Origin of the sequence: Pasteurella atlantica (assembly GCF_963693435.1) — a bacterium.
Taxonomy (GTDB): domain Bacteria; phylum Pseudomonadota; class Gammaproteobacteria; order Enterobacterales; family Pasteurellaceae; genus Phocoenobacter; species Phocoenobacter atlanticus.
Window position 1 is genome coordinate 2,192,363 of sequence record NZ_OY856306.1, and the last position, 25,129, is coordinate 2,217,491.

Genomic DNA, 25,129 nt, shown 5'->3' on the forward strand with positions numbered 1-25,129 from the left:
TCAACTTACATCTCACCGCTTCATTTAGCCATCAATGGCATATTTAATGGTTACCACTAAACGTACTTTCTTATCAATGGTTGAGGTATCATAACTGCCGCCATAATCACTGTTGTCATCACCTGGACGAGTGGATTTGATGTTAAATGATCCCTGTGAAGCAGATTTTAACACACCAACACTCACACCACTGGTTTGTGCAAACTCTTTGGCTCTGACATAAGCATCTTTGGTTGCTTTCGCAATAAGCTCTCTTTTAATTTGCTCTAAATTTTCAAGATAGTAATCAGGACTATCAAAACTAATGGCTTGATTATCTGCTCTCAATTGTTGTATTTCAACTAATGCCCTTTGCAAGCTGAACAAATCTTTGGTTGAAATAATAATATTACGAGTTGCATCAAAACCATTATAACGCTGTTGACTTTTGCCATTGTCATCGGTGTAATATTCAATGCGTTCCGATACGGATAAATCGGTAATTTCTCGATCTTTCTCTAAGAAACCCTTTTTTTCCAAAAAGTGAACTGCTTGATTTAAGTTATATTGATTGTCTTTCATTGCATCAGCATAGGTTTCGCCCCAACCATAAATACGGACTTTCCACGTACCAATCGTTGCTTTATGCTCTGCTTCTGCTAAGCCCTTTACTGTAATCACACCTGTTTCACGTAAGTTTTTAAATTGATTACCTAAAATAAATGCAGATGCCATTAAGCCAATAGCTAAAATAATGCCAAAAATAGAAAGGTAACTTGATTTTTTTGTGTTTACCATTGTTTATTCCTCTTGCTATTAAGATTACTGTTTAGTTTTATCATTTTCTCTGCTTTTTTGCCACTCGTTTCGATTGCTATTTATCATAAGTTTTTTTTATGATAAATAGCTTTGAATGACACGAACATTCAAAATATAGCATTTTTCCTTGTTAAATCATAAATTATTTTGGTTTAGAGAAAACAATTCTTTTATGTTAGAGTATCCCCTTAATTTATTTTGTGAGAGGTTTTTTATATGAATAAGAATACGTTTGTTGTTGGTTTTATGCTCTTCGCCATTTTTTTTGGAGCAGGAAACCTAATTTTTCCACCTAAATTGGGATTTGATAGTGGTATAGCGTTTTGGCCTGCAATTATTGGTTTTGTGGTAACAGGAGTAGGCTTACCTTTATTAGGTATTTTAGTCGCTACACATTACAAAGGGGGGTATAAAAAAGCATTAGAAGATATTCATCCTTGGATTTCATTATTACTTTTGGGAGCAATTTATTTAACGATTGGTCCATTTTTTGCGATTCCTCGTACGGCAGCGACAGCATTTGATATGGCGGTAATTCCATTTATTGGTGAAACTGATCCTATCTCTCTTTTTGTATTCACTCTTGCTTATTTTGGTATTACATTATGGGTAAGCTTAAATCCAACTAAAATGGTTGATCGTATTGGTGCAATTTTAACACCTGTTCTTTTAGTTTCAATTATTGCATTAGTACTTAGAATGACAAGTATTTTAATTGGAAATGAAGTGGTTCATACGACAACGGCAATGAAAACACCTTTAGTTGATGGTTTCCTTGAAGGTTATCAAACAATGGATGCATTAGCTGCTTTTGCATTTTCTGTAGTAGTAATGAATGCAATTAAGGCAAAAAGTAAAAAAGGGGCAAATTTAACTACACAAGCAACAATGGCAAGTATCATTGCTGCGGTAGCATTGGGAATTATTTATATCTCAATTGGTTGGATTGGTAATAAGATGCCATTAAGTCCAGAAACTATTACCGAAGTTGCAGCTAAAGGGCAAAATTTGGGTGTATTTATTTTAAATACTGCGGCAACAGAATCTTTTGGTCTTTTAGGTAGAAGCTTGCTTGGTTTAATTGTTACTTTAGCTTGTTTAACAACATCAATTGGTTTAGTGGTGGCAACGTCATCATACTTCCATAGCGTGTTTGAAAAAGTCTCTTATCGTAACTATGCAATTTTATTTACTCTTATCGGTTTCGGTTTGGCAAATCAAGGATTAAATGCAGTGATTAGTAAGTCAATCCCTGTATTATTGGTACTTTATCCAATCTCAATGACAGCGATGTTACTTCTTCTTGTTAATTTAGTCGTACCATTGCCAAAACTAGCAAAAGGGTTACCTATTGTATTAGTTACCGTTGTTTCAATTCTATCAGTAATGGGGGTTGGAATTGTAGAACATTTACCACTTAAGGCTTATTCAATGGAATGGCTTCCGTTTGCAATTGTAGGTGCAATTATTGGTTTTGTAGGATCAAAAATGCAGAAAGCATAATTATTGTATTCATTAACTTAATGAAAAACCCACTAATTTTAAGTGGGTTTTCTTTTATTACAAAAGAGATAAAATAAGAGAAAATTTAGAAATTCTCCATATGATTGAGGAGTTAAGAGTAAGTTTATTTGCCCAACAGTTAGGTACACCGAATCCTATTTCAGATAAAAGGATTTTGAATTTGATTAGGGCGTTTTAGAAAAAAAAAGAATAGATCTATAAAAATATAGATCTATTCTAATATTCTATTTTAGATTATCCTTTCCATTGATGATGACATTTTTTGCAAACGTATGTCGTACTATCAAATAATCCAAGAAAACCACCAATTCCAGCATCGATAGCTGTTCCAACGATAGGAACAAGAGAACCAACCGTTGCACCTGCTGCAGCCCCTTTTGCTGCATTGCCTACGGTTTCTTTGTAGAACTTTCCCCTTCATAACCACATTTCGGACATTTTTGAGCCATAATCTTTCTATTTCTTACAATTTTTATACAAAAAATTTTTCGTACTCATTATGAATGACATTAAATGAATACTTATGTGTGATTTTATGCTCTTATGGTTCTTTTATCAAGATTAAAAATAGCGAAAAATATGCAATATAGGCATAAATTTAAAAGTGGCTTTAAAATGGCAAAGATGAAAACAACAGAAATTGATAGGTTTATTGGGCAGAAGATACAACAAAAACGTAAAGAATTAGGATATTCAGCTGATCGCCTATCAGAATATGTTGATATTTCACAGCCACAACTTTCCCGCTATGAAAGGGGGACAAATAAAATCAATCTTTCTCATTTAGTCGCAATAGCAACTTTTTTAAAAACACCTATCAGCTATTTCTTTTCAGGTTGTATGGAAAAATCAGAATGGAACAGCGATGAACTCGATCGCCACTGGCAAGAACTTACCCCAAAACAAAAAGCTCTTTTCGTGGATTTATTAAAAGAATTACGAAAATCTTAACTATTTAAGCGGTCATTTTTTTATAAAAATTTACATCAATATCTTTTAACAACGAAAACCCAAACACTTTTTTACCTAAATCTTTTAAACTTGCACCGATAAGGTAGACTTCTTTATCATCAATAATTAAAAATCTATCGTGAAAATTTTTGTTAATTTTAACTTCTATCTTTTTGTATTGTTGATTATATTTCTCTAAATCGAGTTTTATGGTTTTGCTGATTGAATGAGTGTAAATAGTTACACTTACGTTTTGGTTTTTCTGAAAAAGCGTTAAAGTTGAATCATCAATATAGTTATCAATTAATACAATCTCTTTTTGTGCTTTTCTAATTAAATCAGATACAAATTTATGAGCATCAAAAATTTGACCATTAAAGAAAATACCTTGTTGCTGGATATGGTCTTTACTTTCTAATGCTTTGAATATTTTATCTATATTGGTATTGGTTATAAGCTGACTCTGTTCTAGTGTTTCGATGCGTTTGAAAATAGTTTCATTTTGAGAAATAAATTTTCTCATTTGAATAAAAGCACGAAAAATACTAATACTTATTTGAGTGGCTATTTTACTTTTTAACACTGAACTGAGCATTGATACACCTTGCTCAGTAAAGGCATAAGGTAAACTTCCTCCTAAATGCTGTCTTGAAGGTATCACATTTTGTGATACCATTAAATCAACTTCATTTTCAGTTAAAATAAACATAAAATCATCAGGGAATTTCTCTATATTTCTTTTTACCGCTTGTTTTAAAGCTCTATTTTCTACGTTATACAGCAACGCTAAATCTCTATCTAACATCACTTGTTTATTTCTAATTGTGTAAATTTTTGATTTAATATCAAAGTGTTCAGTTATTTTATTCATTAGATTATCCTTATTTTTAAATCTCAAGGTCGCAATTTTCAACTTTAAGTTTTTATAGTTTAAGCAGTCATTTTTTTATAAAAATTTACATCAATATCTTTTAACAACGAAAACCCAAACACTTTTTTACCTAAATCTTTTAAACTGGCACCGATAAGATAGATTTCTTTATCATCAATAATTAAAAATCTATCGTGAAAATTTTTATTGCGTTTAATCGCTATCTTTTTATATTGCTGATTATATTTTTCTAAATCAAGTTTTAAGGTTTTGCTGATTGAATGAGTGTAAATAGTTACGCTTATATTTTGGTTTTTCTGAAAAAGGGTTAAGGTTGAATCATCAATATAGTTATCAATTAAAACGATATTATTTTGTGCCTTGCGGATTAGATCAGAGACAAATTTATGGGCGTCAAAAATTTGACCATTAAAGAAAATGCCTTGTTGTTGAAGGTGATCTTTGCTTTCTAGGGCTTTGAAAAGTTGATTAAATTTACTATCGGTTGTGATTTCAAACGTAACTTGTCTTTTTTCTAGTATTTCTAATTGTTGTAACAATAACTGATTATTAGAAATAGTTTGACGCATTTGTACAAATTCTCTAATAATTTTAACACTTATATTGATAGCTGTTTCACTCTTTAAAATGGCACTAAGCATTGATACTCCCTGCTCGGTAAAAGCATAGGGTATATATCGTAGTCCCATTTTATCCGAATTGGAGATCACAAATTGTGATCTCCAATTTTCAAATTCCTGTTCATTTAATTGAAACATAAAATCAGCAGGAAATCTTTTTATATTTCTCTTAACGGCTTGATTAAATGTTCTTGTTTCAACACCATAAAGCAATGCCAAATCTCTATCTAACATCACCTGCTTCTCTCTAATTGTGTAAATTTTTGATTTAATATCAAAATATTCTGTGATTTCATTCATCAAATTATCCTTAGTTTTAAATTTTGAGGTCACAATTTGTGACCTCCAATTATGCTGAATTCTATTTGTTACAGTATAGCTAAACGCTAAAAAGATAATTTTTCTATTTTTGCGATCCTTATCGCATTTTTTATCTTCAATAAAGCGGTTACCCTTTGGAAAGAATTTACCAAAATTGCAAAAGAATATTCATAAATAGACCACACATAAAAAGAGGTAATATGCTATTATTCTCGGCATTAAATTATTTCTAGCTTATTTTTTATTATGGAACAGAACAGAGAATCAATAAATTTAAACAAATATATCAGTAGCACGGGAATATGCTCTCGCAGAGAAGCGGAAAAGTTTATCGAGCAAGGGCGTGTGACCATTAATGGAAAAAAAACACAATTAGGTAATCGTGTCTTTGAAGGTGATGTGGTAAAAATCGACGGAAAGCCTTTAAGAGCAAAACCAAAAACAATTTATATTGCGGTAAATAAACCTGTTGGTATCGTTTGTACAACGGACAGTAAAGAACAAAAAAATATTGTCAATTTTGTTGGTCATCCTCAACGTTTATTTCCTATTGGTCGCTTAGATAAACCTTCGGAAGGATTAATTTTTTTAACCAATGATGGGGATATTGTCAATAAAATTTTGCGTGCAGGAAATAATCACGAAAAAGAGTATATTGTTACAGTAGATAAACCGATTAACGATAGATTTATTCAAAGAATGGCGAATGGTATTCCTATTTTGGGAACGGTAACCAAAAAATGTAAAGTGGAAAAAATCAGTGATCGAGTATTTAAAATTATCCTTATTCAAGGATTAAATAGACAAATCCGTAGAATGTGTGAATATTTAGGCTATGAAGTACAAAGACTAAAACGTGTGCGTATTATGAATGTCAGTTTAGACCGATTAAAAACAGGCGAGTGGCGTGAGTTGACGTCAAAAGAAATGGCAGAAATTAACAAGTTGGTTGCCACGTCTAAAAAGACAAGTGATGTGATTGATAAAGTCTCTCATCAAAAAGTATCACAAAAAAAATCTCCACATAAAAATGCATCAAGTAAAAATAAAACATTTAGGAAAGATCAACCTTCAGAAAAACGTTTTAAGCCTAAATTTGGTCATACTAAAAGATAACGTTAATCAATGATATTTTAGAATATTAAAAAATAAAACAAAGGCTAAACAAATGGTTATTATTTAGCCATTTTGCGTTACATTTGTCCTGTATGCCAGAATTTGCAAATTTTAAACAAAATGTCACCGCTATATTATTTAAATTTGTTTTTCTTTGGTCTTTTTTTAATTGGACGTGTATCTAATACTGTTGTTGCTAAGGCATTTTGAGGTTCAAAGCCTTTAATTATTTCTCTTGGTAGTACTTGTTGAATTAATCGTTCTATCCCTTTTAAATCATCCAACTCATCAGCACAAACTAATGATACCGCCTTACCTGATGAACCTGCTCGTCCTGTTCTCCCAATACGATGCACGTAATCTTCTGCGACATTAGGTAAATCAAAATTGACAACGTGAGGTAATAAATCAATATCAATTCCTCTGGCAGCAATATCTGTTGCAACCAAAACTTGAATATCGCCTGCTTTAAATTCTGCTAATGCACGCGTTCTTGCACCTTGGCTTTTGCTTCCGTGAATAGCTGACGCGGGTATATTTTCTTTATCAAGTTGCTTGGTTAATTTATTTGCCCCGTGTTTGGTACGAGTAAAAACCAGTACTTGATCCCAATTATTATCTTTAATCAATTTGATCAGTAATGTTGGTTTACTTTTCTTATCCACTGGGTAAATCACTTGGCTCACTTTCTCTGCCGTTGTATTTTCTGGTGAAACCGAAATTTCAACAGGATTTCGAATAATTCCTTTTGCAAGAGTGCGGATTTCATCAGAAAATGTTGCTGAAAATAATAAATTTTGACGCTTAGGTGGTAATAGTTTGATAATTCTCTTAATGTCGTGAATAAATCCCATATCTAACATTCGATCAGCTTCATCTAATACTAATATTTCTAATTGATCAAAATGAATAGCATTTTGTTGATGTAAATCGAGTAATCGTCCTGGTGTCGCAACCAAAATATCTGCACCTTTACATAATTTTTGCATTTGAGGATTAATTTTTACTCCGCCAAAAACAACGGCTGATTTAAGTGATAAATACTGCCCATAAAGACTGACATTTTCTGCTATTTGAGCCGCTAACTCTCGAGTTGGAGTTAAAATTAACGCTCTTGCTTGATTTGACTTTGCTGATTGTCCTTTAGATAAAATCTCTAAAATCGGAAGAGTGAACCCTGCCGTTTTTCCTGTACCCGTTTGAGCAGCGGCCATAAGATCTTTCCCCAAAAGCACGGCTGGGATTGATTGTTGTTGAATTGGGGTTGGGGTTTCATAGCCTTGCTCAGTCACTGCTTTTAAGATTGGGGCAGATAACCCAAGTTGATTAAATTGTATCAATTATATTTCCATAAGTTAAAATTCACTCTCTATAATACAGTATTTACGTACAGAGATAACCAAATAAATATAAAAAATACCTTTTTACGGTTCAAAAAATGATCTTTTTTTCTTGACACTGTGTTTTTAACCAGTAAAATACCTGTATAAAAACACAGTTTATTTGTTTTGGAGATGAATATGGCTCAATTAAGAAAACTTACCAAGGCATTGCCTTATCAACCAATGCCACTATATCGTGATACTCACACAGAGCGTTCAATAAAGTTAGATCTCAATTCACTTTGTATTAAACGCCCTACTGATACTTTTTTTATTCAGGTTAAAAACCCAAATTTATTGGTTTGGGGAATTGAATTAAATGATGTACTTATTGTGGAAGAAAACTGTGATTTTCAGATCAATGATATGGTTGTAATCGAAAAGGACAATGAGTATAAATTCTACCAATTTTTTAATGAAGATAAGCAAAAGAAAATTCTTTTTTCATTAGATGCTTCAGAGCCTAATTTAAGAATTCAACATTGGAATGAAATTAATGTGGCTGGTGTAATTACTAATGTTATTCACCAAGTACGTACTAAAATGCCACGTACACCGAAGTATGTTGTTTAGTTTTTAGTTACTATTGAGCATATACACAAACAAGCGGTCAGATTATGTCAACTTTTTGCAAATTTTTGCTACTACAACAGACAAATAAAAATCCTTATTTAACCAAATGCTAAATAAGGATTTATTTACTTTAAATCAATGCGTTATCTAAAATTCGTATTGTAAATTAAGTTTAAAATTGCGCTCTGGGGAGTGAAAGCGCTCAATACCTTGATTGTCATTATTACAACCATCTGAACGATTTTCTTTTCTACAAATCATATTTGTTGTACCAAAACTTCTGATAGAACGAGCACTATCCCAAGTCATATAGTCTTTATTAAATAAATTATAAATACCTGCTTGGATAGTCATTCCTTTAAGTGGTTTATAAAAACCGATTAAATCAAAAATATTATATGAACGGCTTCTCGGTTCAACAAAAGGACTATTACCTTCTTTATGGTAGGAATGATAAGTATCTTTGGCTTTTTTAGCTGCACTGTGCGTAAAATACAAATCAACACCATAGCTTTCTTGAGATGAAATATAACCTAAACTAACCACGTGTTTACTTGGTTGAATAGCATTCATTGGGTAATAACCTGTTTCTGTTTTTACAATATTTTTACCATACTCACCAGCTTCAAAAGTATGTTTAGTACCACTAATTTTTCCTTTTTGATAAGTATATTTATACCCAAAACTCACACCTGTTAATGTGGGACTGAAATCACCTAAAGCCAATTTAGTGGTTATATCAATACCAGTTACTTTAGCACTTTGTTGATTAATATTTTGATAAATATTTTTATCAATACCGGTAATTTGAGCTTCATATACACCTTGATTTTGTAAAGTTAGAAAATCTTTATAATCTGTTCTAAAGCCACTTAATGTAATATAACTACGATCTTTATACAAAGTGAATGCTAATTCTTTCGTTTCAGCAGTTTCTGGTTTTAAGCGTAAATTGGGGCGAATATTAAAACTTGGGTGTGCAAAAGTAAAATACATTTCCTCTGGAGTAGGTGCTCTAAATCCTTTCGAAAATTTTGCTTGTACACGTAAATAATCTGTGGGATCTATTGTCGTACCTAAGGCATAGCTATGATTCTTAAAAGATTGTTTTTGAGCTGTCATATACTCTTTATTCGCTTTCTTATTTTCCTCAATTTTAGGCATCATACTTTCATAATAATCCTTATACTTATTCTGAAAAACCATATTTTCAGCCCAAGATTTACTTCTATCCCAAACAGGTTTCTTTTTCAAATCAAGTTGATAATGAGCATTAAAAAACATTCCTAATGGAATATCTGGTGATTTACCTTGTTTATAAGTGGGTTTATAAGAAACTTTATCATAACGATAACTGCCATCAAAACTTAACCAATCATTTACTCGAATATTATCTTTAAAATATAATGCCCCATTTGTTACTTGCACTGGAATTAAAAATGAAGTCACCTCATTTTGACGATAACAATTTGGTGAACCTTTTTCTCCCCAACCATTTAAAGAACAAAGAGGAGTACCATCTTCATCAATCTTATCAAAATAACTGTTTAACGCCCACCATTTCACATCAACTAATCGCTGACCTGAATAATTTACCATTGATTTATCCGTCTTAGATAAGTGTCCACCATAAGCAAACAAATGCTCTGTTGCTTTAATATTTACCGCTTTTTCAAAATCAACATTCACTTGTTTTGTATAAGTATTTAACCTTCTATCTTTCCAGTCTGCCCCAATATAACCTCGTGATGGTAATATCAAGTTATAATCAGGTGAGGGTTTATTCTCCCAACTATTATTTTTAGAATAATATTGCTGTTGCATCATTTTTATACGTTTATAGTGAGCCTGAGCTTGTTTGATATCCTCAACCGCAAATTGAGTTTTAACTCTTATTTTATCACCCTTATTCCAACCCTGTTGTACTGTATTATCATCATCAACTTTACTGTGAGGTTTATTTAAATCAAGATCAAAATAGTGTCGTTCGTTAACAAAGGCATCTTCTTCATTGATATGGTAGTATCTCAACTTACTATTACAGTCAAATTTCGAACAATCTAGTAAAATATCCTCACCTTTGTGTTCTTTATTATATAGATACCAATGATCACTTTGATTATTTCGGGTATTAAATCTACCTTCTAACGGATAATCATACTCTTCCCCCTTCGCGTTAACTAATGCCAAAGTTGTTTCAGTTTCGTCTTTTACATAGTTTGGTTCTCTATAACTACCTGCATTTTTCCACTGTGGTACCCGTTTAATATTGAAAGAATTTCCTTCTTTATCAACGACTTTTCCCTCTTTTAATTGAATGTTCAGTGGATTAGCTGTCCGACTACAATCGTCTTTACCCACACAATAAATATCTGTTTGCGCCCTTTGAATAATTTTCTGATTTGATACTGTGACTTTTGCACTATCCCAAAATAGATTAGCGTCATAATTTTCATAGGCAAAAGCAAGATTTCGGCGATGACTACTATCATTGGTATGACGAGTATCATTGCTATAATTCATTGTATAAGACCAATCGTGCCCTTTTGATGTCTTGTTACCATCGTCTAACATCAGCGTAAAGCGATTGAAGTCATTGAGATTATAGCCAAGTTTAATTAGTGTATTATATTTTTTGATATGATAAGGATCTGCTTTTTGTCTTGACTTACCTTGAACCTTATCTGAAAACTTATTATAGTCGAAGTTTTCTAAATTTGTTCCTTTCCTATCAGTACGAATAATTAACGCATCAAAATTGTTATAACGTCCTGCCAATGTATGTGAAAACATATCTTGATTATTTGCAGAGGCATACCCTGTTTTAAATTTGTAGTAAAAATCTTTATTCACTAAAAAGTCTCTTGCATCTTTAGTTTGAAAAATAACAGAACCACCTAATGCACCACTTCCTACTTTAGTAGAATCGGCACCTTTAACAAGGCTAACCTCTTTAATATTTTCAATTTCTACCCCATTACGAGTATTATTAAAATTCCCATAACCCTCAAATAACTCCTTAAAACCCTGTGAAGAAAAATTTTCTGCCTGCTGTAAACCATCAATGGTAATATTGACTCGATTTTCATCTACCCCACGTATTGCATAACCACTTTCCCCCATACGCCCTTTTTCCACAACAGTAATACCCGTTTCATATTTCACTAAATCACGAATATCTGAAATTTGCTGTTTCTCAAGAATTTTAGCTGTTTTGATAGTTTCAGCAATATTCTTAGTTTGAATATTACTAAGAGAATCTACTACCTCAATAGTATTTAAATGGATATCTTGAGCCATTACATTGGCAATAGAGAAAGGGAAGAAAGAACAACAAAATAACTTAGCTAGTCGTTTACTCTTTTGAACAGAACCGCTTCCTTGCAGCATAAATTTACCTCGTATAAATTAAAAAATGCAAACAAGAACTGATTGCATTAACATTAATATAACTGAATTTATACTGAATACCAATTTATATCTATATTGTATTTATAGAAGAGTATTTGACTGCAAGAAAAACAGGCAAAAATTGCAGAATATTTAATGCTTTATACTAAAGAATAAAAACAAGCGGTCACATTCTTTAAACTTTTTGCAAATTTTATCTATAAATCAGCTCATACTAAATTTACTTTAAAAAAATCATTAAAAATACACCTGACATTTTCAATGATTTATGCTATTTTCATTCCAATTTTTAATTGAAAGGAATACCTATAATGTCAGTTACATTAACAACTAAACAAAAACAATATTTGAAAAGCCTCGCTCATCACCTTAGCCCTGTTGTGATGCTAGGTGGAAATGGATTAACAGAAGGCGTTTTAGCCGAAATTGAAAATGCACTTAGCCACCACGAATTGATTAAAGTGAAAGTTGCTGGTGCTGATCGTGATACCAAAAAATTGATTATTGATGCAATTGTTCGTGAAACTAAAGCAACAAATGTGCAAACTATTGGACACATTTTAGTGTTATATCGCGAAAGTGATGATAAAAAAATCACGTTACCAAAAGCAAAAAAATCAGTTTAATACTTCTCCTCCTCTGTAATCGGTAAATAAACATAGAGGAGGAAAGGTTAATATAAGTTTGTTATTAAAGAATTAACTATGTCCTATTCATTTCAACCTACTGAAATTTCAACACTTTCTCCTACACTATTATGGCAATGGTTTGATAAAATCTGTGCTATTCCTCATCCTTCTTACTATGAAGAACAATTAGCTTGTTTCATTGTAGATTGGGCAAAATCTCAATCCCTTTTTGTTGAGCGTGATGAAGTGGGCAATATTCTTATTCGCAAACCAGCAACGAGAGGAATGGAAAATCGACAAACTGTCACCATACAAGCTCATCTTGATATGGTGCCACAAGCTAACGATGGTATTGAGCATAACTTTGTGACAGATCCTATTCAACCTTATATTAATGGCGAATGGGTAACTGCAAAAGAGACAACACTCGGTGCTGATAATGGTATTGGTATGGCATCTTGTTTGGCTTTATTGGAAAGTAATGATATTGAACATCCTGTTTTAGAGGTTTTATTGACAGTTGAGGAAGAAACCTCAATGAAAGGGGCAATGATGTTGCGTCCAAATTGGTTGCAAGGGGATATCTTGATTAATACCGATACTGAAGATAATGGAGAGATTTATATTGGTTGTGCACAAGGGACAAATGTTAGCTTTGATATGCCAATCGAACGAGAAAAAAATCAGTTTGATGATGCAATCCAAATTACCATTAAAGGACTACTAGGCGGACATTCTGGGTTTGATATCCACAAGGGCAGAGTCAGTGCGATTAAATTAATGGCACGGGTTTTAATGGAGTTAAAACAAGAGGTTGAGTTTCAACTCATTGACATAAAAGGGGGAACTGTTCACAATGCCATTCCAAGAGAGGCGGTCACTTCTATTACATTTTTTGCAAAAAATTCCCAAAATGTGACCGCTTGTATTCAGCAAATTGAAAAAAATTTACAAAAAGCACTCTCTATTACAGAACCTCATTTAACTTTCTTAATTGAGAAAATTGAGCCCGCTGATGATATATTTACTAAAAATACGACACATAAAGTAATTAATACCTTAAATATATTACCAGATGGGTTAATTCGTAAAAGTGATCGATTTGAGAATGTGACTGAAACCTCACTTAGCACTGGGGTTTTGAAAACAGAACAAAATCATCTTTCTGCCATTATTTTAATTCGTTCTTTATTTGAAGAAGGAAAAAATGAAGTTAAAGGAAAACTACAATCATTAGCCGAATTAACAGAATCAAACCTTAATTATTTTGGTGATTATGCAGGTTGGACACCTGATTTGAATTCAAAAATTACGCAAATTACTAAACAAGTATATGATGAGTTGTTAGGTTATGAAACTAAAATCAAGGTGGTTCACGCAGGTTTTGAGTGTGGTTTTTTAAAACAAGTCTATCCAAATCTTGATATGGTTTCTATTGGTCCAACAATTCGTCATCCTCATTCTCCTGATGAAAAAGTACATATTCCAGCAGTTGCAATTTATTGGGAATTATTAATACGGTTATTAAAAAATATTCCTTTGAAATAATACTTAAAAAAATAATGCCCTCTAAATATTGACTATCTAAAGGGCATTTTCTAAATTGTACAATGTTTAAAAACGATTACTTCCAACCTTTTACTACACCATCCTTAAAGAATTCACGTGCTTTTTTATACACTTCTTCAGTTTGGTATGCTTTTACGAAATCTTGCACTGCTTGACTATTTTGGTTATCAGTACGAGCAACCACAAGGTTGACGTAAGGTGAATCTTTACCTTCAACAAACACGCCGTGATCTTGTGCGTTTAAGCCGATTTGTGTTGCATAACCACTATTGATAATACCAACATCTACATCATCTAATGCACGAGCCGCCAAAGACGCATCCACTTCTTTAATTTGTAAATGTTTAGGGTTTTCAACAATATCGTTTGATGTTGAAAATAAATTGGTATTATCTTTTAATTTAATCAAGCCTTGCTTTTCTAATAAAATCAACGCACGAGCTAAATTACTTGGATCGTTTGGTACAGTAATTACGGCTCCTTCTTTTAATTCATCAAGGGTTTTAATTTTTTTAGAATAACCTGCTAATGGATAAACAAAAGTGTTCCCTACTGCCACTAAATTATCTAATCCTTTTTCTTTAGAGTCTTTATCTAAATAAGGCTTATGTTGAAAGGCATTTGCATCCAAGTCACCCTTAGACGTTGCCGTATTTGGTAGTGCGTAATCATTAAATAATACAAATTCTACCTCTAAATTGTATTTTTCTTTAGCAACTTTAGCAGCGACTTCTGCCACTTCGTGCTCAGGACCTGACATTACTCCTACTTTAATCTTATTTGCTTGTTCTTGGGCTGGCTGTGATGCTTTCTCATCATTACACGCCGTTAATGCAAAAACTGATACTAATGCTGTTAAACCTAAAATTTTTGAAATTTTCATAATTTCATTTCTCCTCGTGATGTTTTATGTTGTGTTTGTATTTATATTATCGATGATCAACTTTTTCTGCTAAGCGATCCCCTAATTTTTGACTAATCATTACGATTAACACGATAATGATTGTTGCCAACCATTTTACGTAGATCATATTTCTATGCTCTCCGTAGCTGATAGCAAGGTTACCTAAACCTCCACCACCAACAACCCCAGCCATTGCAGAATAACCAATAAGTGAAACTAAAGTTAAAGTAACACCATTGATAAGGCTAGGTAATGACTCTGACAAATAGAATTTTGTTACTACCTGCCAATTTGTTGCTCCCATTGATTTTGCTGCTTCAGTTAATCCTGCTGGAACTTCTAACAATGAATTAGCGGTTAAACGAGCAAAAAATGGAATTGCAGCCACACTAAGTGGCACTATTGCTGCTGTTGTTCCAAGCGTTGTATGTACAATCCAACGCGTGAAAGGCAATAATACAACAAGCAAAATAATAAATGGAATTGAACGCCCTACATTAATAATGACATCAAGTATTCTGTTAAACGTCAAATTTTCCAAAATTTGGTTTTTACTGGTTAAAAAAGCGAAAAAACCAAGAGGTAACCCAACAATAATTGCAATAAATGTTGAAGCAAAGCCCATATAAATCGTTTCTAAGGTTGAGCTACCTACCAACGACCACATTTTGGGTGTAAGTTCATTTAAAAAATCATTCCACATAGCCTAGCACCTCAACTTTTACATTATGTTCTCTTAAAAATTCCTTGGCTTGTAAAATTTTCTCGTGTTTTCCTACGACTTCAGCAATTACAAAACCAAATTTTACTCCACCTGCATAATCAATTTGTGACATCAAAATACTAAAATCAATGCCAAATTGTTTTGATACTTGTGATAATAACGGAGCATCAACAGATTTTCCTGTAAATTCAAAACGAATAATCGGCTCTGATTTATCATCTGGATTTGGGTGTAATCTATCAATATATTCTTGTGGCAACTCATTATGAAAAGTTGATGCAATAAAGCGTTTTGCCAATGCTGTTTTAGGATTTGAAAACATTTCACTAACAGTACCCGTTTCAATTAATTGCCCTTTATCAATCACTGCGACTTGATCACAAATACGTTTTACGACTTCCATTTCGTGGGTAATCAATAAAATAGTTAAACCTAAACGGCTATTGATCTCTTTTAATAGTGCCAAAATAGATTGTGTTGTTGCAGGATCTAAAGCACTGGTTGCTTCATCACATAATAATACTTCTGGATCATTCGCTAATGCACGAGCGATTGCCACACGCTGTTTTTGCCCACCAGATAAATTGCTTGGGTAGGCATTTTTTTTATCTGCTAATCCCACCAATTCTAATAGATCATTGACTTTATCTTTAATTTGATTTTTAGAAAAATGACTTAATTCCAAAGGCAATGCCACATTATCAAATACTGTGCGAGATGAAAGTAAATTAAAATGTTGAAAAATCATTGCTATTTTACGACGAGCAAGAATAAGATCTTTTTCTTTTAATTCTGTCAATTCTCTATTTCCAACAAATATTTGCCCACTTGTTGGACGCTCAAGTAAATTCACACAACGAATTAACGTACTCTTCCCTGCTCCAGATGAACCAATCACACCATAAATTGTACCTTGTGGCACCTCTAGAGTAACATTATCTAAAGCTTTAAGAATTTTTCCCTTTACGTTAAATTCTTTGCTTATATTTTTCAGCTTTATCATAATTTTTATGTATCCCTAAAAACAAATCAATGAATAGCATTCTAGACGTCTAGAATGCTATGTCAAGAAAAATTTTTATTTTCTATAAAAAATTTATGCTTTAATTATGCTAGACTTTCACTATTAAGTATTCAGATATAAGCATAGAAAAGTAATTTTACCATAGGAAAAATAATGACAAATATAAGACACTACAATCAACGATACATTAACTGGGTGTTACGTTTAGGGCGTGTAAAATCTGCACTGCTTGGTTTTTTTGTATTAGCTGCTTCGGCTATTTTTGTACAATGTTTACTGAGTATGATCTTTACAGGATATATCAACCCCAAAGATATTTTACGTTCCATTATTTTTGGATTAATTTCAGCCCCTTTTGTCCTTTATTTTTTCAATTTAATAGTGGAACGCCTTGAGAAATCTCGAATTAAACTCGAACGCTCTTTTCACGATCTTTCTATTTATAAAGAAATTATTGAAAAAAATAATCAACATAAAACTGAACTAATGGCAACCATCAGCCACGAATTGCGTACCCCTTTAAATGGTATTATTGGATTAAGTCGTATTTTGTTAGAGACTAACCTCACAAAACAGCAACACGATTATTTACAAACTATTAATATTAGTGCTATTTCATTAGGTCATATTTTTAGCGATATTATTGACTTAGAAAAAATTGACAGTCAACGTATTGAATTATATCCAACTCAAGTAGCATTCTCAGATATTATTAATAATATAACTCACTTTGCTAAAATTATGGCAGAACAAAAAAAAATAAAATTCCAAATTAGTTATGATGATGATTTACCTGAATTTATTACCGTTGATAACACACGTTTAAGTCAAATTTTATGGAACCTTGTCAATAATGCGGTTAAATTTACCCCACAAAATGGCAATATTCACTTAACCATTTCACGATCTAATAAAAATCAATTTAGTTTTAGTTTAAAAGATAATGGGGTTGGCATTCCAAAAGCAGAGCAAGGTAAAATTTTTACAATGTTCTACCAAGCACAAGGTTGCGATAAAAAAGCACAAGGTAGTGGTATTGGATTAGCGATATCTAAAACAATTGCCGCCTTAATGGGCGGTAATATTACTGTCGAAAGTGAAATTGGGAAAGGCGCGACTTTTATACTGACCATTCAAGCAGAAGAAACAACAATGCAACAAACTCAAAATATTCAACATCATCATTTAAAAGTATTACTGGTAGAAGATATTGAAGTTAATGTCGTCGTTGCTCGTGCCGTATTAGCAAAATTTGGTTGCCAAGTCGATGTCGCAATGTCTGGAGAAGAAACGTATCCATTGATAAAAAATAATTATTACGATCTTATTTTATTAGATATTCAACTACCTGATACCACAGGGTTTGAGATTGCTCAAAAGCTTATTGAAGATTACGAAAATGATAAAATGGATTATTTACCTATTTTAGTCGCCCTTACTGCCAATGTAATGCCGACTAAAGAAGAATATAAACAGAAAGGAATGGACGATGTGTTGCGTAAACCCCTATCTATTGAAGATTTATCCCATTGTTTAAATAAATATTTTGATGATGAATTTTTGCAAAAAGATCAAAAAATCCTACCGCTAAAGAATAAACCTTTAGAACAAAATTTACACTTTGATCCTCAAGTATTACAAGAGTTTTTAGATATTATGGGTAAAGACGCATTAATGAAAAACATTGAACTCTTTGCAGAATTAATGCCAAATTATATTCAAAACTTAACCACTTATTATCAACAATGGCAACAAACTCATACGTCTGAAATGCGAAAAGCCACCACGGAAGAAGCACACAAAATTAAAGGTGCATTATCTTCTGTAGGACTTTCTTCATTACAAAATATCGCCCAGTTAGCTCAAGTTGATAATGGGCAAGAATGGGAAGAAAATATTCAAATATGGATTACTCAACTTAAAAATGAGTGGCTGCAAGATCTAGAGGATGTAAAAAAATGGATTAACACTCAGTAAATAAACTTAGACAAAACCTTGAATACTATTCTGATTTATTTAAAAAGGTAAGAAGAGCTAGCGGTCACTTGTTTATCATTTTTTGCAAAAATAATTCTTTAAATCAGAGTGTAAATTCAATAAAAAAGACCAAGTTCTTTTGAACTTAGTCTTTTATAAATTAAAACTCAAATTATGTGTTGTAATTAAACTCTTTTGAAATCTAAGTGTAATAATTTTGGTTTGGTCGGATGGCGTTGAATTGCTTGAATTTTTACCTTCTCTTCTTTACCAGCCAATTTAAGTGTTAAAACTTCACTATAAAATGAATCATCAAATTGTGCATTGTTTACTTTATCGTGATCTAGTGTGATCGCAACAGCTTCTGCATTACCACCATAAATAATAGCAGGAACTTGATGATTATGACGCAGACGGCGGCTCGCACCCGTACCTTGCGTTGAACGAACTTCAGCTTCAAATGTAAATGACATTTTTTTATTCTCATATAATAAGGAACATTATTGTTCCATTAAAGACAAAAGTAGCAGGCGACCCAACTACTTCCCTAAATTCATCACTGTTTAACATTAGAAAAACAGCAGACCAGCATTATAATGATTTTGAGCAAAAAAGAAAGTTTTTATTTTATATCAACGCCATAAAATCCCAGGTAACCACATACTTTTAACGATTGATTCAGGGCAAGATCATACTTTAATTAAAGTATGATCTTGCCCTGTAGAGCTGATAAATTGTTTAATTAATAATATTATAACGACTTGCCAATACAATAAATAAAGTATATATTAACTTGTACTAATTGAAAGCACACAAGGAGATCAGAATGGCTAGAGCAATAAATACAACAAGTGATAGAATATCTATTCGTATTAGTCGTGATGATAAAGAAATACTACAAAAAGCAACATTATTATCTAAAACAACGATTACTGATTTTGTCCTTAAACACGTACTATATAATGCTAAAGAGATTGTCAAAGAACACGAGGAGTCATCACTATCAAAGAATGACTTAGCATTTATAATGGACTTGCTTGATAATCCTCCAGCTCCAAATGAACGTTTAATGAAAGCTGCTAAAACAGCTCAGGATTTATACGATGCCTAAATATATTGAGGAGCCTTTAGATAAAGCTCACAATCGTAAGAACTTTGATTGTGGAAATGAAGAGCTAAATACGTTTCTACGTTGCTATGCTGGTCAATCTCATAAAAAAGGGACAGCTAAAACTTATTTAACCTTAGACAAAGAAACAAAAAAGATTATAGGCTTTTATTCTATTACATTAACATCTATAGAATATAATCAAATACCTAAATCCTTTCAAAAAGGATTAAGTCGTCATCAAGTACCGTTATTCATTCTTGCTCGCTTAGGCGTAGATGTTTCGGAGCAAAATAAAGGTATAGGCGGAGTATTACTTTATAAGGCAATAGAACGTTGCATTAAGGTTTCTGAAGAAGTCGGAGGAATAGGACTTTTAATTGAGGCTAAGGATGATGATGTTGCCAAATGGTATAGTAAATTTGGGGCAATTTCATTGCCTGATAAACCATTGTCTTTAATTTTACCTTTTAGCACTATAAAAAACATCAAATAAAACAACTAATTAAATTTCATACAAAAATACGCTGTAAAGTATATTTTGTTATATATACTTTACAGCGTATTATTCTTTGTCTGCAAGAAACATTTTCTTCAAACTAGATAGAGACTATAAAAATATGAAGTTTTTAACATCATCATCTAAGATCAAACCACTAAAACAGCAATTAAATAAAAATAAAGGAAGCCTTCAATACCATTTATTTATTAAGTATAAAGACAAGAAGTTTACTTCTTATTTAGGAGACGCTTATGCTACTAATATAGTGAAAAAAGGAGACAGAATTCAATATTCACAAAATGATATTGAATCTCTTCTTAATAATCATGATACTGTAGCGAGTTTTTTATTACCATATAAACCAAACACACCTAAGACGAATATAAATCTACCAAAACTGAATAAAAATGAAATACAACTTATTTCTTCAGAATATATAACATCGCAAACTATACATAGTAAAATTCGGGTTGGTAATAAAACTTATTCTTTGGGAAGAGGATTGAATTTACTTATATTTAATAATAAGAATGAAGAGCCTAGTGTGGAAAAATTTGATGTTTATGCAAGTAAAGATGCCTTTGAAAGATTTTTACAACGAATAGAATTTCTAAATAAACAAGGATTATTTTGGGCGGTAGTTTCTCATGATGCAGTGAAGAAACATAATGATCTAATTGACAAAGCAAGCCAGTTAGGATTTAAAGAACTTCCAAATTTGAATTGGAGACGAGCTTATGTTGCTTATAAAACATCTGATGGAATTAAAGAAATTATCTCTCCAAAATCTATTAGCATAATTATTAATAAACCAAAATAATAAGACTTCGTTGTTGTAGCAAAATATAATTTTAAAGTGCAAATATCATAAAACCTATAAAGTAAGACGAACAAGATTACAGAAGAATATGAGTATAATGCACTTTATCTATATTTAGCTAATAAGAGATAGAGTAACAGTAAGGAAAATTAAGTCTGTTTTGACAGAAGACAAATTTTAGGCAACAAAAAAGCACCTTAAGGTGCTATCTTCTTTTTTTCAATCTATTGATAAGATTAAAATGGTGCCCGAGGGCGGACTTGAACCGCCACAGCCCGAAAGCCGAGGGATTTTAAATCCCTTGTGTCTACCGATTTCACCACTCGGGCAATGCGTTTAAAATGGAGCGGGAAACGAGACTCGAACTCGCGACCCCGACCTTGGCAAGGTCGTGCTCTACCAACTGAGCTATTCCCGCAATATCTTGGTATGTTGTTCATTTTAAAAATGGTGCCCGAGGGCGGACTTGAACCGCCACAGCCCGAAAGCCGAGGGATTTTAAATCCCTTGTGTCTACCGATTTCACCACTCGGGCAACGTATTTTAAAATGGAGCGGGAAACGAGACTCGAACTCGCGACCCCGACCTTGGCAAGGTCGTGCTCTACCAACTGAGCTATTCCCGCTAAAAAACGCCACTTATTCAGTAGCGTTTCATTGATTGCGTATTTTAGAGATTTATTACTTGATGTCAAATGCTATTTAAAAAAATTGTTTTATTAGTTTAAACTTTAGCCCATTTTTGCAAAAAACGAACAAAATCATACCGCTATTAATCAATAATATTATTTAATAATTGAGTAACAAAGGTTAATCTTTCATCTGATTCTTTCAACGTGGTATTAAATTTAAACTTAAATGGTCCATCAAACTGATAAACTTGTTTATCAGACTGTATTAATGCTAAAAATTTCATTGGATCTGGCGTTGCTGTTTCTTTAAATTCTAAATAACCGCCATTTATTCCAGCTTCTACTTTTTTCAGTTCAAGTTGTTTAGCTATATGGCGAAGTTGGGTAATTTGGAATAAATTCTTTGTCGCTTTTGGTAATAATCCAAAACGATCGATTAACTCTATTTTGAGATCTTTTAATTCTCGACTATTTTCTGCACTGGCAATGCGTTTATAAAAAGATAATCGCATATTCACATCAGGCACATAATCATCAGGTAACAACGCAGAAACTCGTAATTCAATTTCAACCTGTTGCTGCGTAATTTCATCTAAGGTTGGTTCTCGTCCATCTTTTAGAGCTTGCACTGCATTTTCGAGTAAATCCATATAAAGGGAGAAACCAATCGAGCTAATTTGTCCACTTTGTTCACTACCCAGCAATTCGCCCGCTCCTCGAATTTCTAAATCTTGGGTGGCTAGCATAAATCCTGCCCCTAAGCTATCTAACGTTTCTAAGGCTTCTAGGCGTTTTTTTGCATCTTTGGTTAAGGTTTTAATCGGTGGTGTTAATAAATAGGCATAGGCTTGATGATGTGAACGCCCTACTCGTCCTCGTAATTGATGAAGTTGGGCTAAACCGAACTTATCGGCACGTTCAATAATAATGGTGTTTGCTGTTGGAACGTCAATCCCTGTTTCGATAATGGTTGAGCAAACCAGTACATTAAAACGCTGATGATAAAAATCACTCATCACACGTTCTAAATCACGTTCTCGCATTTGTCCGTGTCCAATAACAATACGTGCTTCTGGGACTAATTCTGCTAATTTATCGGCACAATTTTCAATGGTGGCGACATCATTATGAAGGTAATAAACCTGTCCGCCACGTAAAATTTCACGCAATACTGCCTCTTTAATCACGCTTTCATCATTTTGTCGCACAAAGGTTTTGGTACTTAAACGGCGAGCGGGTGGACTAGCGATAATAGATAGATCACGAATGCCATTAAATGCCATATTTAAAGTTCGAGGAATTGGCGTGGCTGTCAAGGTTAGAATATCCACATTGGCTCGTAATTGTTTGATTTTCTCTTTTTGTCGTACCCCAAAACGGTGCTCTTCATCAATGATAAGTAAGCCAAGATCCTTAAATTTAACATCATCTTGTAATAATTTATGGGTGCCAACCAGAATGTCCACTTGCCCATCGGCAACTTTTTCTAAAATTGCTTTTTGTTCTTTTGCGGTTTTAAAACGAGAAATCATCTCTACATTAACAGGGAAATCGGCAAAACGATCTTTGAAATTTTCAAAATGTTGTTGAGCAAGCAAGGTTGTTGGCACTAATACTGCCACCTGCTTGCTGTTCATTACGGCTAAGAATGTGGCTCGCATTGCCACTTCTGTTTTACCAAAGCCCACATCACCACACACTAAGCGATCCATCGCTTTTGGTTGGCACATATCGCTGATAACCGCATTGATTGCCAGTTGTTGATCTTCGGTTTCTTCAAAAGGGAAAGTGGCACTAAACTGCTTATAAAGCTCTTTATCATATTGATATGCAAATCCTTTTTTTGTTTCTCGTTTTGCATAAACATCAAGTAATTCTGCCGCTACATCACGAATTTTTTCCGCCGCTTTTTGACGTGATTTTGCCCACGCTTCACTACCTAGCTTATGTAAAGGCGCGTTGTCGTCCGTTCCGCCAATATAACGGCTGATTAAATGTAATGAGGAAACAGGCACATACAATTTAGAATCGCCTGCGTATTGCAAAATCAGGTATTCTGCGGTTATACCACCCGTGTCTAAGGTTACTAATCCATTGTAACGACCGACTCCATTTTCTAAATGTACGACAGGTTGTCCGATTTTTAGCTCGGCAAGGTTGCGTACCACCGTATCAGGATTAACCGTGCTACGATTTTTTTCTCTATATGTTTTTTGATGGACTTTTTCGCCGAGTAGATCCGTTTCGCAAATTATTGCTAAAAATCGACCGCTTGCATTTTCACTATTTTTTTGTTCTAAAATAAAACCTTGATCCAATGAGCCAATCATTAAGCTAAATGGTTCATTGATTTCATCAAGGGAAGTGATTTGTTTTGGTTTGATATTTAACGGTGCGATCAAATCGAGTAAGGTTTCACGTCGCCCTTGTGTTTCCACTGAAAAGAGAATTTTGCCGTTAAAATTTGTGTAAAAATCTTCAAAATTTTTAAAGATATTTTTTTGGCTAGAGGTTATCGCAACATCAGGTAAAGCGGTCAGATTTGCATTAGTTTTTGCAACTGATTGACGGATTTTTTCTGTGGTTAGTGTTAAACGTGGATAATTTTTTAAATGACGGTTGATCTCGTCCATTTTAAACCATAGTTCACTCGGTTCTAAAAGTGGACGCATTGGATCAACACGATGATTTTCAAAACGATTTTGGGTGTCCTTTTGAAATAACTCCGCTTTTTCAGCGATTTTATCAAAGGTAATAAACAGGCTGTTTTTAGGAAGATAATCAAACAGTGACGCCATTTCTTCAAAGAAAAGTGGTTGCCAATATTCAATCCCCGCATTTAACACACCTTTGCTCACTTGCTGATAAATATGCTCTGGCTCTCGGCGAATTTCCGCAAAGGTTTCTCGGAATTTTTTTCTGAAAAATTCAATGCCTTGCTCATCGGTTGGAAATTCGTGAGCGGGTAATAAATCAATTTTTTCAATTTCTTGAATCGTGCGTTGCGTATCCACATCAAAGGTACGAATGGAATCAATTTCATCATCAAAAAAATCTAAGCGAAATGGCTCATCACTTCCCATTGGATACAGGTCAAGAATTGAGCCTCGCACCGTATATTCGCCATATTCTAACACTTGTTCAACACCCCGATAGCCTGCATTTTCAAGCTGTAAGCGTAATTGACTAATTGAAAAACGGTCGCCTTTGTTAATTAAAAAGACATTATTACCTAAATAACTTGGCGGACAAATTTTTTGTAGCAAGGTGTGGATAGGCAGTAAAAAAATCTGCTTGTTGCCCTGTTGAAGTTGAAATAGTGCTGATAAGCGGTTGGAAATAATCTCTTGATGAGGCGAAAAATTATCGTAAGGCAAGGTTTCCCAATCAGGAAAAAGCTGAACAGGTAGCGAACTAAATTGTGGCAAACTGCTTTCTAAACGCAATGCAGTTTGAATATCTGGCGTCACAACGATGCTTACACCATTAAATTGCTGTGCTGCTTCTGCGATTGCAAGAGTATCGGAATGTCCAACGAGATTGCCTAATATTTGATGATCTTGATGTTTTTCTGTGATCTGGGGTAACTTAAAGTGTAAATTAAATGTCATAGCGGTACGATTTTTATAGAATTTGCAAATATTTTACTAAAC

21 protein-coding genes, 4 tRNA genes and 1 pseudogene are annotated in these 25,129 nt (G+C 33.2%); 12 read left to right on the forward strand and 14 right to left on the reverse strand.

Features of this window, described 5'->3' with window-relative positions; translation table 11 throughout:
• Positions 1-24: 24 nt before the first annotated feature.
• The gene (locus U9966_RS10040; RefSeq protein ID WP_306346429.1) at positions 25-777 is read right to left on the reverse strand and encodes an SIMPL domain-containing protein; all 753 of its coding nucleotides are present in this window, start codon (positions 775-777) and stop codon (positions 25-27) included.
• Between the two features lie 237 nt (positions 778-1,014).
• On the opposite strand from U9966_RS10040, the gene brnQ reads away from it, so the two are divergent.
• The 4 genes and pseudogenes from brnQ to U9966_RS10055 all read left to right on the forward strand — a co-directional run bounded on the left by brnQ (position 1,015) and on the right by U9966_RS10055 (position 3,273).
• Positions 1,015-2,301, forward strand: a complete 1,287-nt coding sequence (gene brnQ, locus U9966_RS10045) for a branched-chain amino acid transport system II carrier protein (RefSeq protein WP_306346430.1) — start codon at positions 1,015-1,017, stop codon at positions 2,299-2,301.
• A 79-nt stretch (positions 2,302-2,380) separates the two neighbouring features.
• Positions 2,381-2,500: pseudogene (locus U9966_RS10260) on the forward strand (DUF3418 domain-containing protein); the annotation flags it as partial.
• An 84-nt stretch (positions 2,501-2,584) separates the two neighbouring features.
• Positions 2,585-2,728: a hypothetical protein gene (locus U9966_RS10050; protein WP_306346431.1), complete on the forward strand. Its 144-nt coding sequence runs from the start codon at positions 2,585-2,587 to the stop codon at positions 2,726-2,728.
• A 209-nt stretch (positions 2,729-2,937) separates the two neighbouring features.
• Complete coding sequence (locus U9966_RS10055; protein ID WP_306346432.1) at positions 2,938-3,273, forward strand: helix-turn-helix domain-containing protein; 336 nt, start codon at positions 2,938-2,940, stop codon at positions 3,271-3,273.
• Positions 3,274-3,277: 4 nt separating this feature from the next.
• Here U9966_RS10055 and U9966_RS10060 read toward each other — a convergent pair whose 3' ends face one another.
• Positions 3,278-4,144: an ORF6N domain-containing protein gene (locus U9966_RS10060; RefSeq protein WP_306346433.1), complete on the reverse strand. Its 867-nt coding sequence runs from the start codon at positions 4,142-4,144 to the stop codon at positions 3,278-3,280.
• A gap of 59 nt (positions 4,145-4,203) precedes the next feature.
• On the reverse strand, positions 4,204-5,085 hold the full coding sequence (locus tag U9966_RS10065) for an ORF6N domain-containing protein (protein WP_306346434.1): 882 nt from the start codon (positions 5,083-5,085) through the stop codon (positions 4,204-4,206).
• A 267-nt stretch (positions 5,086-5,352) separates the two neighbouring features.
• On the opposite strand from U9966_RS10065, the gene rluF reads away from it, so the two are divergent.
• Positions 5,353-6,222 carry a 23S rRNA pseudouridine(2604) synthase RluF gene (gene rluF, locus U9966_RS10070; RefSeq protein WP_306346435.1) on the forward strand — a complete coding sequence of 290 codons (870 nt, stop codon included), beginning with the start codon at positions 5,353-5,355 and terminating at the stop codon, positions 6,220-6,222.
• Between the two features lie 134 nt (positions 6,223-6,356).
• On the opposite strand, the gene U9966_RS10075 is transcribed toward rluF, so the two are convergent.
• A complete protein-coding gene (locus U9966_RS10075) occupies positions 6,357-7,562 on the reverse strand; it encodes a DEAD/DEAH box helicase (RefSeq protein WP_306346436.1) in 1,206 nt (401 codons plus the stop codon).
• A gap of 180 nt (positions 7,563-7,742) precedes the next feature.
• On the opposite strand from U9966_RS10075, the gene U9966_RS10080 reads away from it, so the two are divergent.
• Positions 7,743-8,177: a LexA family protein gene (locus U9966_RS10080; protein ID WP_306346437.1), complete on the forward strand. Its 435-nt coding sequence runs from the start codon at positions 7,743-7,745 to the stop codon at positions 8,175-8,177.
• Between the two features lie 147 nt (positions 8,178-8,324).
• On the opposite strand, the gene U9966_RS10085 is transcribed toward U9966_RS10080, so the two are convergent.
• Positions 8,325-11,567, reverse strand: a complete 3,243-nt coding sequence (locus U9966_RS10085; RefSeq protein WP_306346438.1) for a TonB-dependent receptor domain-containing protein — start codon at positions 11,565-11,567, stop codon at positions 8,325-8,327.
• A gap of 332 nt (positions 11,568-11,899) precedes the next feature.
• Between U9966_RS10085 and yhbY the strand changes: the two genes are divergently transcribed.
• Both yhbY and U9966_RS10095 read left to right on the forward strand, forming a co-directional pair.
• Positions 11,900-12,214 carry a ribosome assembly RNA-binding protein YhbY gene (gene yhbY / locus U9966_RS10090; RefSeq protein ID WP_211599428.1) on the forward strand — a complete coding sequence of 105 codons (315 nt, stop codon included), beginning with the start codon at positions 11,900-11,902 and terminating at the stop codon, positions 12,212-12,214.
• A 78-nt stretch (positions 12,215-12,292) separates the two neighbouring features.
• On the forward strand, positions 12,293-13,765 hold the full coding sequence (locus U9966_RS10095) for an aminoacyl-histidine dipeptidase (protein ID WP_306346439.1): 1,473 nt from the start codon (positions 12,293-12,295) through the stop codon (positions 13,763-13,765).
• A 76-nt stretch (positions 13,766-13,841) separates the two neighbouring features.
• Here the strand turns inward: U9966_RS10095 and U9966_RS10100 are convergent, their stop codons facing one another.
• The 3 genes from U9966_RS10100 to metN are packed head-to-tail and all read right to left on the reverse strand — an operon-like array spanning position 13,842 to position 16,417.
• Positions 13,842-14,669: a MetQ/NlpA family lipoprotein gene (locus U9966_RS10100; RefSeq protein ID WP_306346440.1), complete on the reverse strand. Its 828-nt coding sequence runs from the start codon at positions 14,667-14,669 to the stop codon at positions 13,842-13,844.
• Between the two features lie 46 nt (positions 14,670-14,715).
• Positions 14,716-15,393, reverse strand: a complete 678-nt coding sequence (locus tag U9966_RS10105) for a methionine ABC transporter permease (protein WP_306346441.1) — start codon at positions 15,391-15,393, stop codon at positions 14,716-14,718.
• The gene (gene metN / locus U9966_RS10110; RefSeq protein WP_306346442.1) at positions 15,383-16,417 is read right to left on the reverse strand and encodes a methionine ABC transporter ATP-binding protein MetN; all 1,035 of its coding nucleotides are present in this window, start codon (positions 16,415-16,417) and stop codon (positions 15,383-15,385) included. Before metN ends, U9966_RS10105 begins: the two co-directional genes overlap by 11 nt.
• A gap of 174 nt (positions 16,418-16,591) precedes the next feature.
• Between metN and U9966_RS10115 the strand changes: the two genes are divergently transcribed.
• Complete coding sequence (locus U9966_RS10115) at positions 16,592-18,415, forward strand: ATP-binding protein (RefSeq protein WP_306346443.1); 1,824 nt, start codon at positions 16,592-16,594, stop codon at positions 18,413-18,415.
• Between the two features lie 185 nt (positions 18,416-18,600).
• On the opposite strand, the gene rplY is transcribed toward U9966_RS10115, so the two are convergent.
• Positions 18,601-18,888 carry a 50S ribosomal protein L25 gene (rplY, locus tag U9966_RS10120; protein ID WP_211599245.1) on the reverse strand — a complete coding sequence of 96 codons (288 nt, stop codon included), beginning with the start codon at positions 18,886-18,888 and terminating at the stop codon, positions 18,601-18,603.
• 353 nt (positions 18,889-19,241) lie between these two features.
• On the opposite strand from rplY, the gene U9966_RS10125 reads away from it, so the two are divergent.
• From U9966_RS10125 to U9966_RS10135, 3 genes are all read left to right on the forward strand, one after another.
• Positions 19,242-19,526 (forward strand): type II toxin-antitoxin system TacA family antitoxin, encoded by a 285-nt coding sequence (locus tag U9966_RS10125; protein ID WP_211599246.1) that lies wholly within the window; start codon positions 19,242-19,244, stop codon positions 19,524-19,526.
• Entirely contained in the window at positions 19,519-20,019 is a 501-nt protein-coding gene (locus U9966_RS10130) for a GNAT family protein (protein WP_211599247.1), read from the forward strand. Before U9966_RS10125 ends, U9966_RS10130 begins: the two co-directional genes overlap by 8 nt.
• A 124-nt stretch (positions 20,020-20,143) precedes the next feature.
• A complete protein-coding gene (locus tag U9966_RS10135; protein ID WP_306346444.1) occupies positions 20,144-20,845 on the forward strand; it encodes a hypothetical protein in 702 nt (233 codons plus the stop codon).
• 242 nt (positions 20,846-21,087) lie between these two features.
• Here the strand turns inward: U9966_RS10135 and U9966_RS10140 are convergent.
• The 5 genes from U9966_RS10140 to mfd form a co-directional block, all read right to left on the reverse strand.
• A tRNA-Leu gene (locus U9966_RS10140) sits at positions 21,088-21,174 on the reverse strand.
• Positions 21,175-21,187: 13 nt separating this feature from the next.
• Positions 21,188-21,263, reverse strand: a tRNA-Gly gene (locus tag U9966_RS10145).
• A 30-nt stretch (positions 21,264-21,293) separates the two neighbouring features.
• Positions 21,294-21,380 (reverse strand) — tRNA-Leu (locus U9966_RS10150).
• 14 nt (positions 21,381-21,394) lie between these two features.
• Positions 21,395-21,470: transfer RNA gene (locus U9966_RS10155), tRNA-Gly, on the reverse strand.
• A 146-nt stretch (positions 21,471-21,616) separates the two neighbouring features.
• On the reverse strand, positions 21,617-25,087 hold the full coding sequence (mfd, locus tag U9966_RS10160) for a transcription-repair coupling factor (RefSeq protein ID WP_306346445.1): 3,471 nt from the start codon (positions 25,085-25,087) through the stop codon (positions 21,617-21,619).
• Positions 25,088-25,129: the final 42 nt, after the last annotated feature.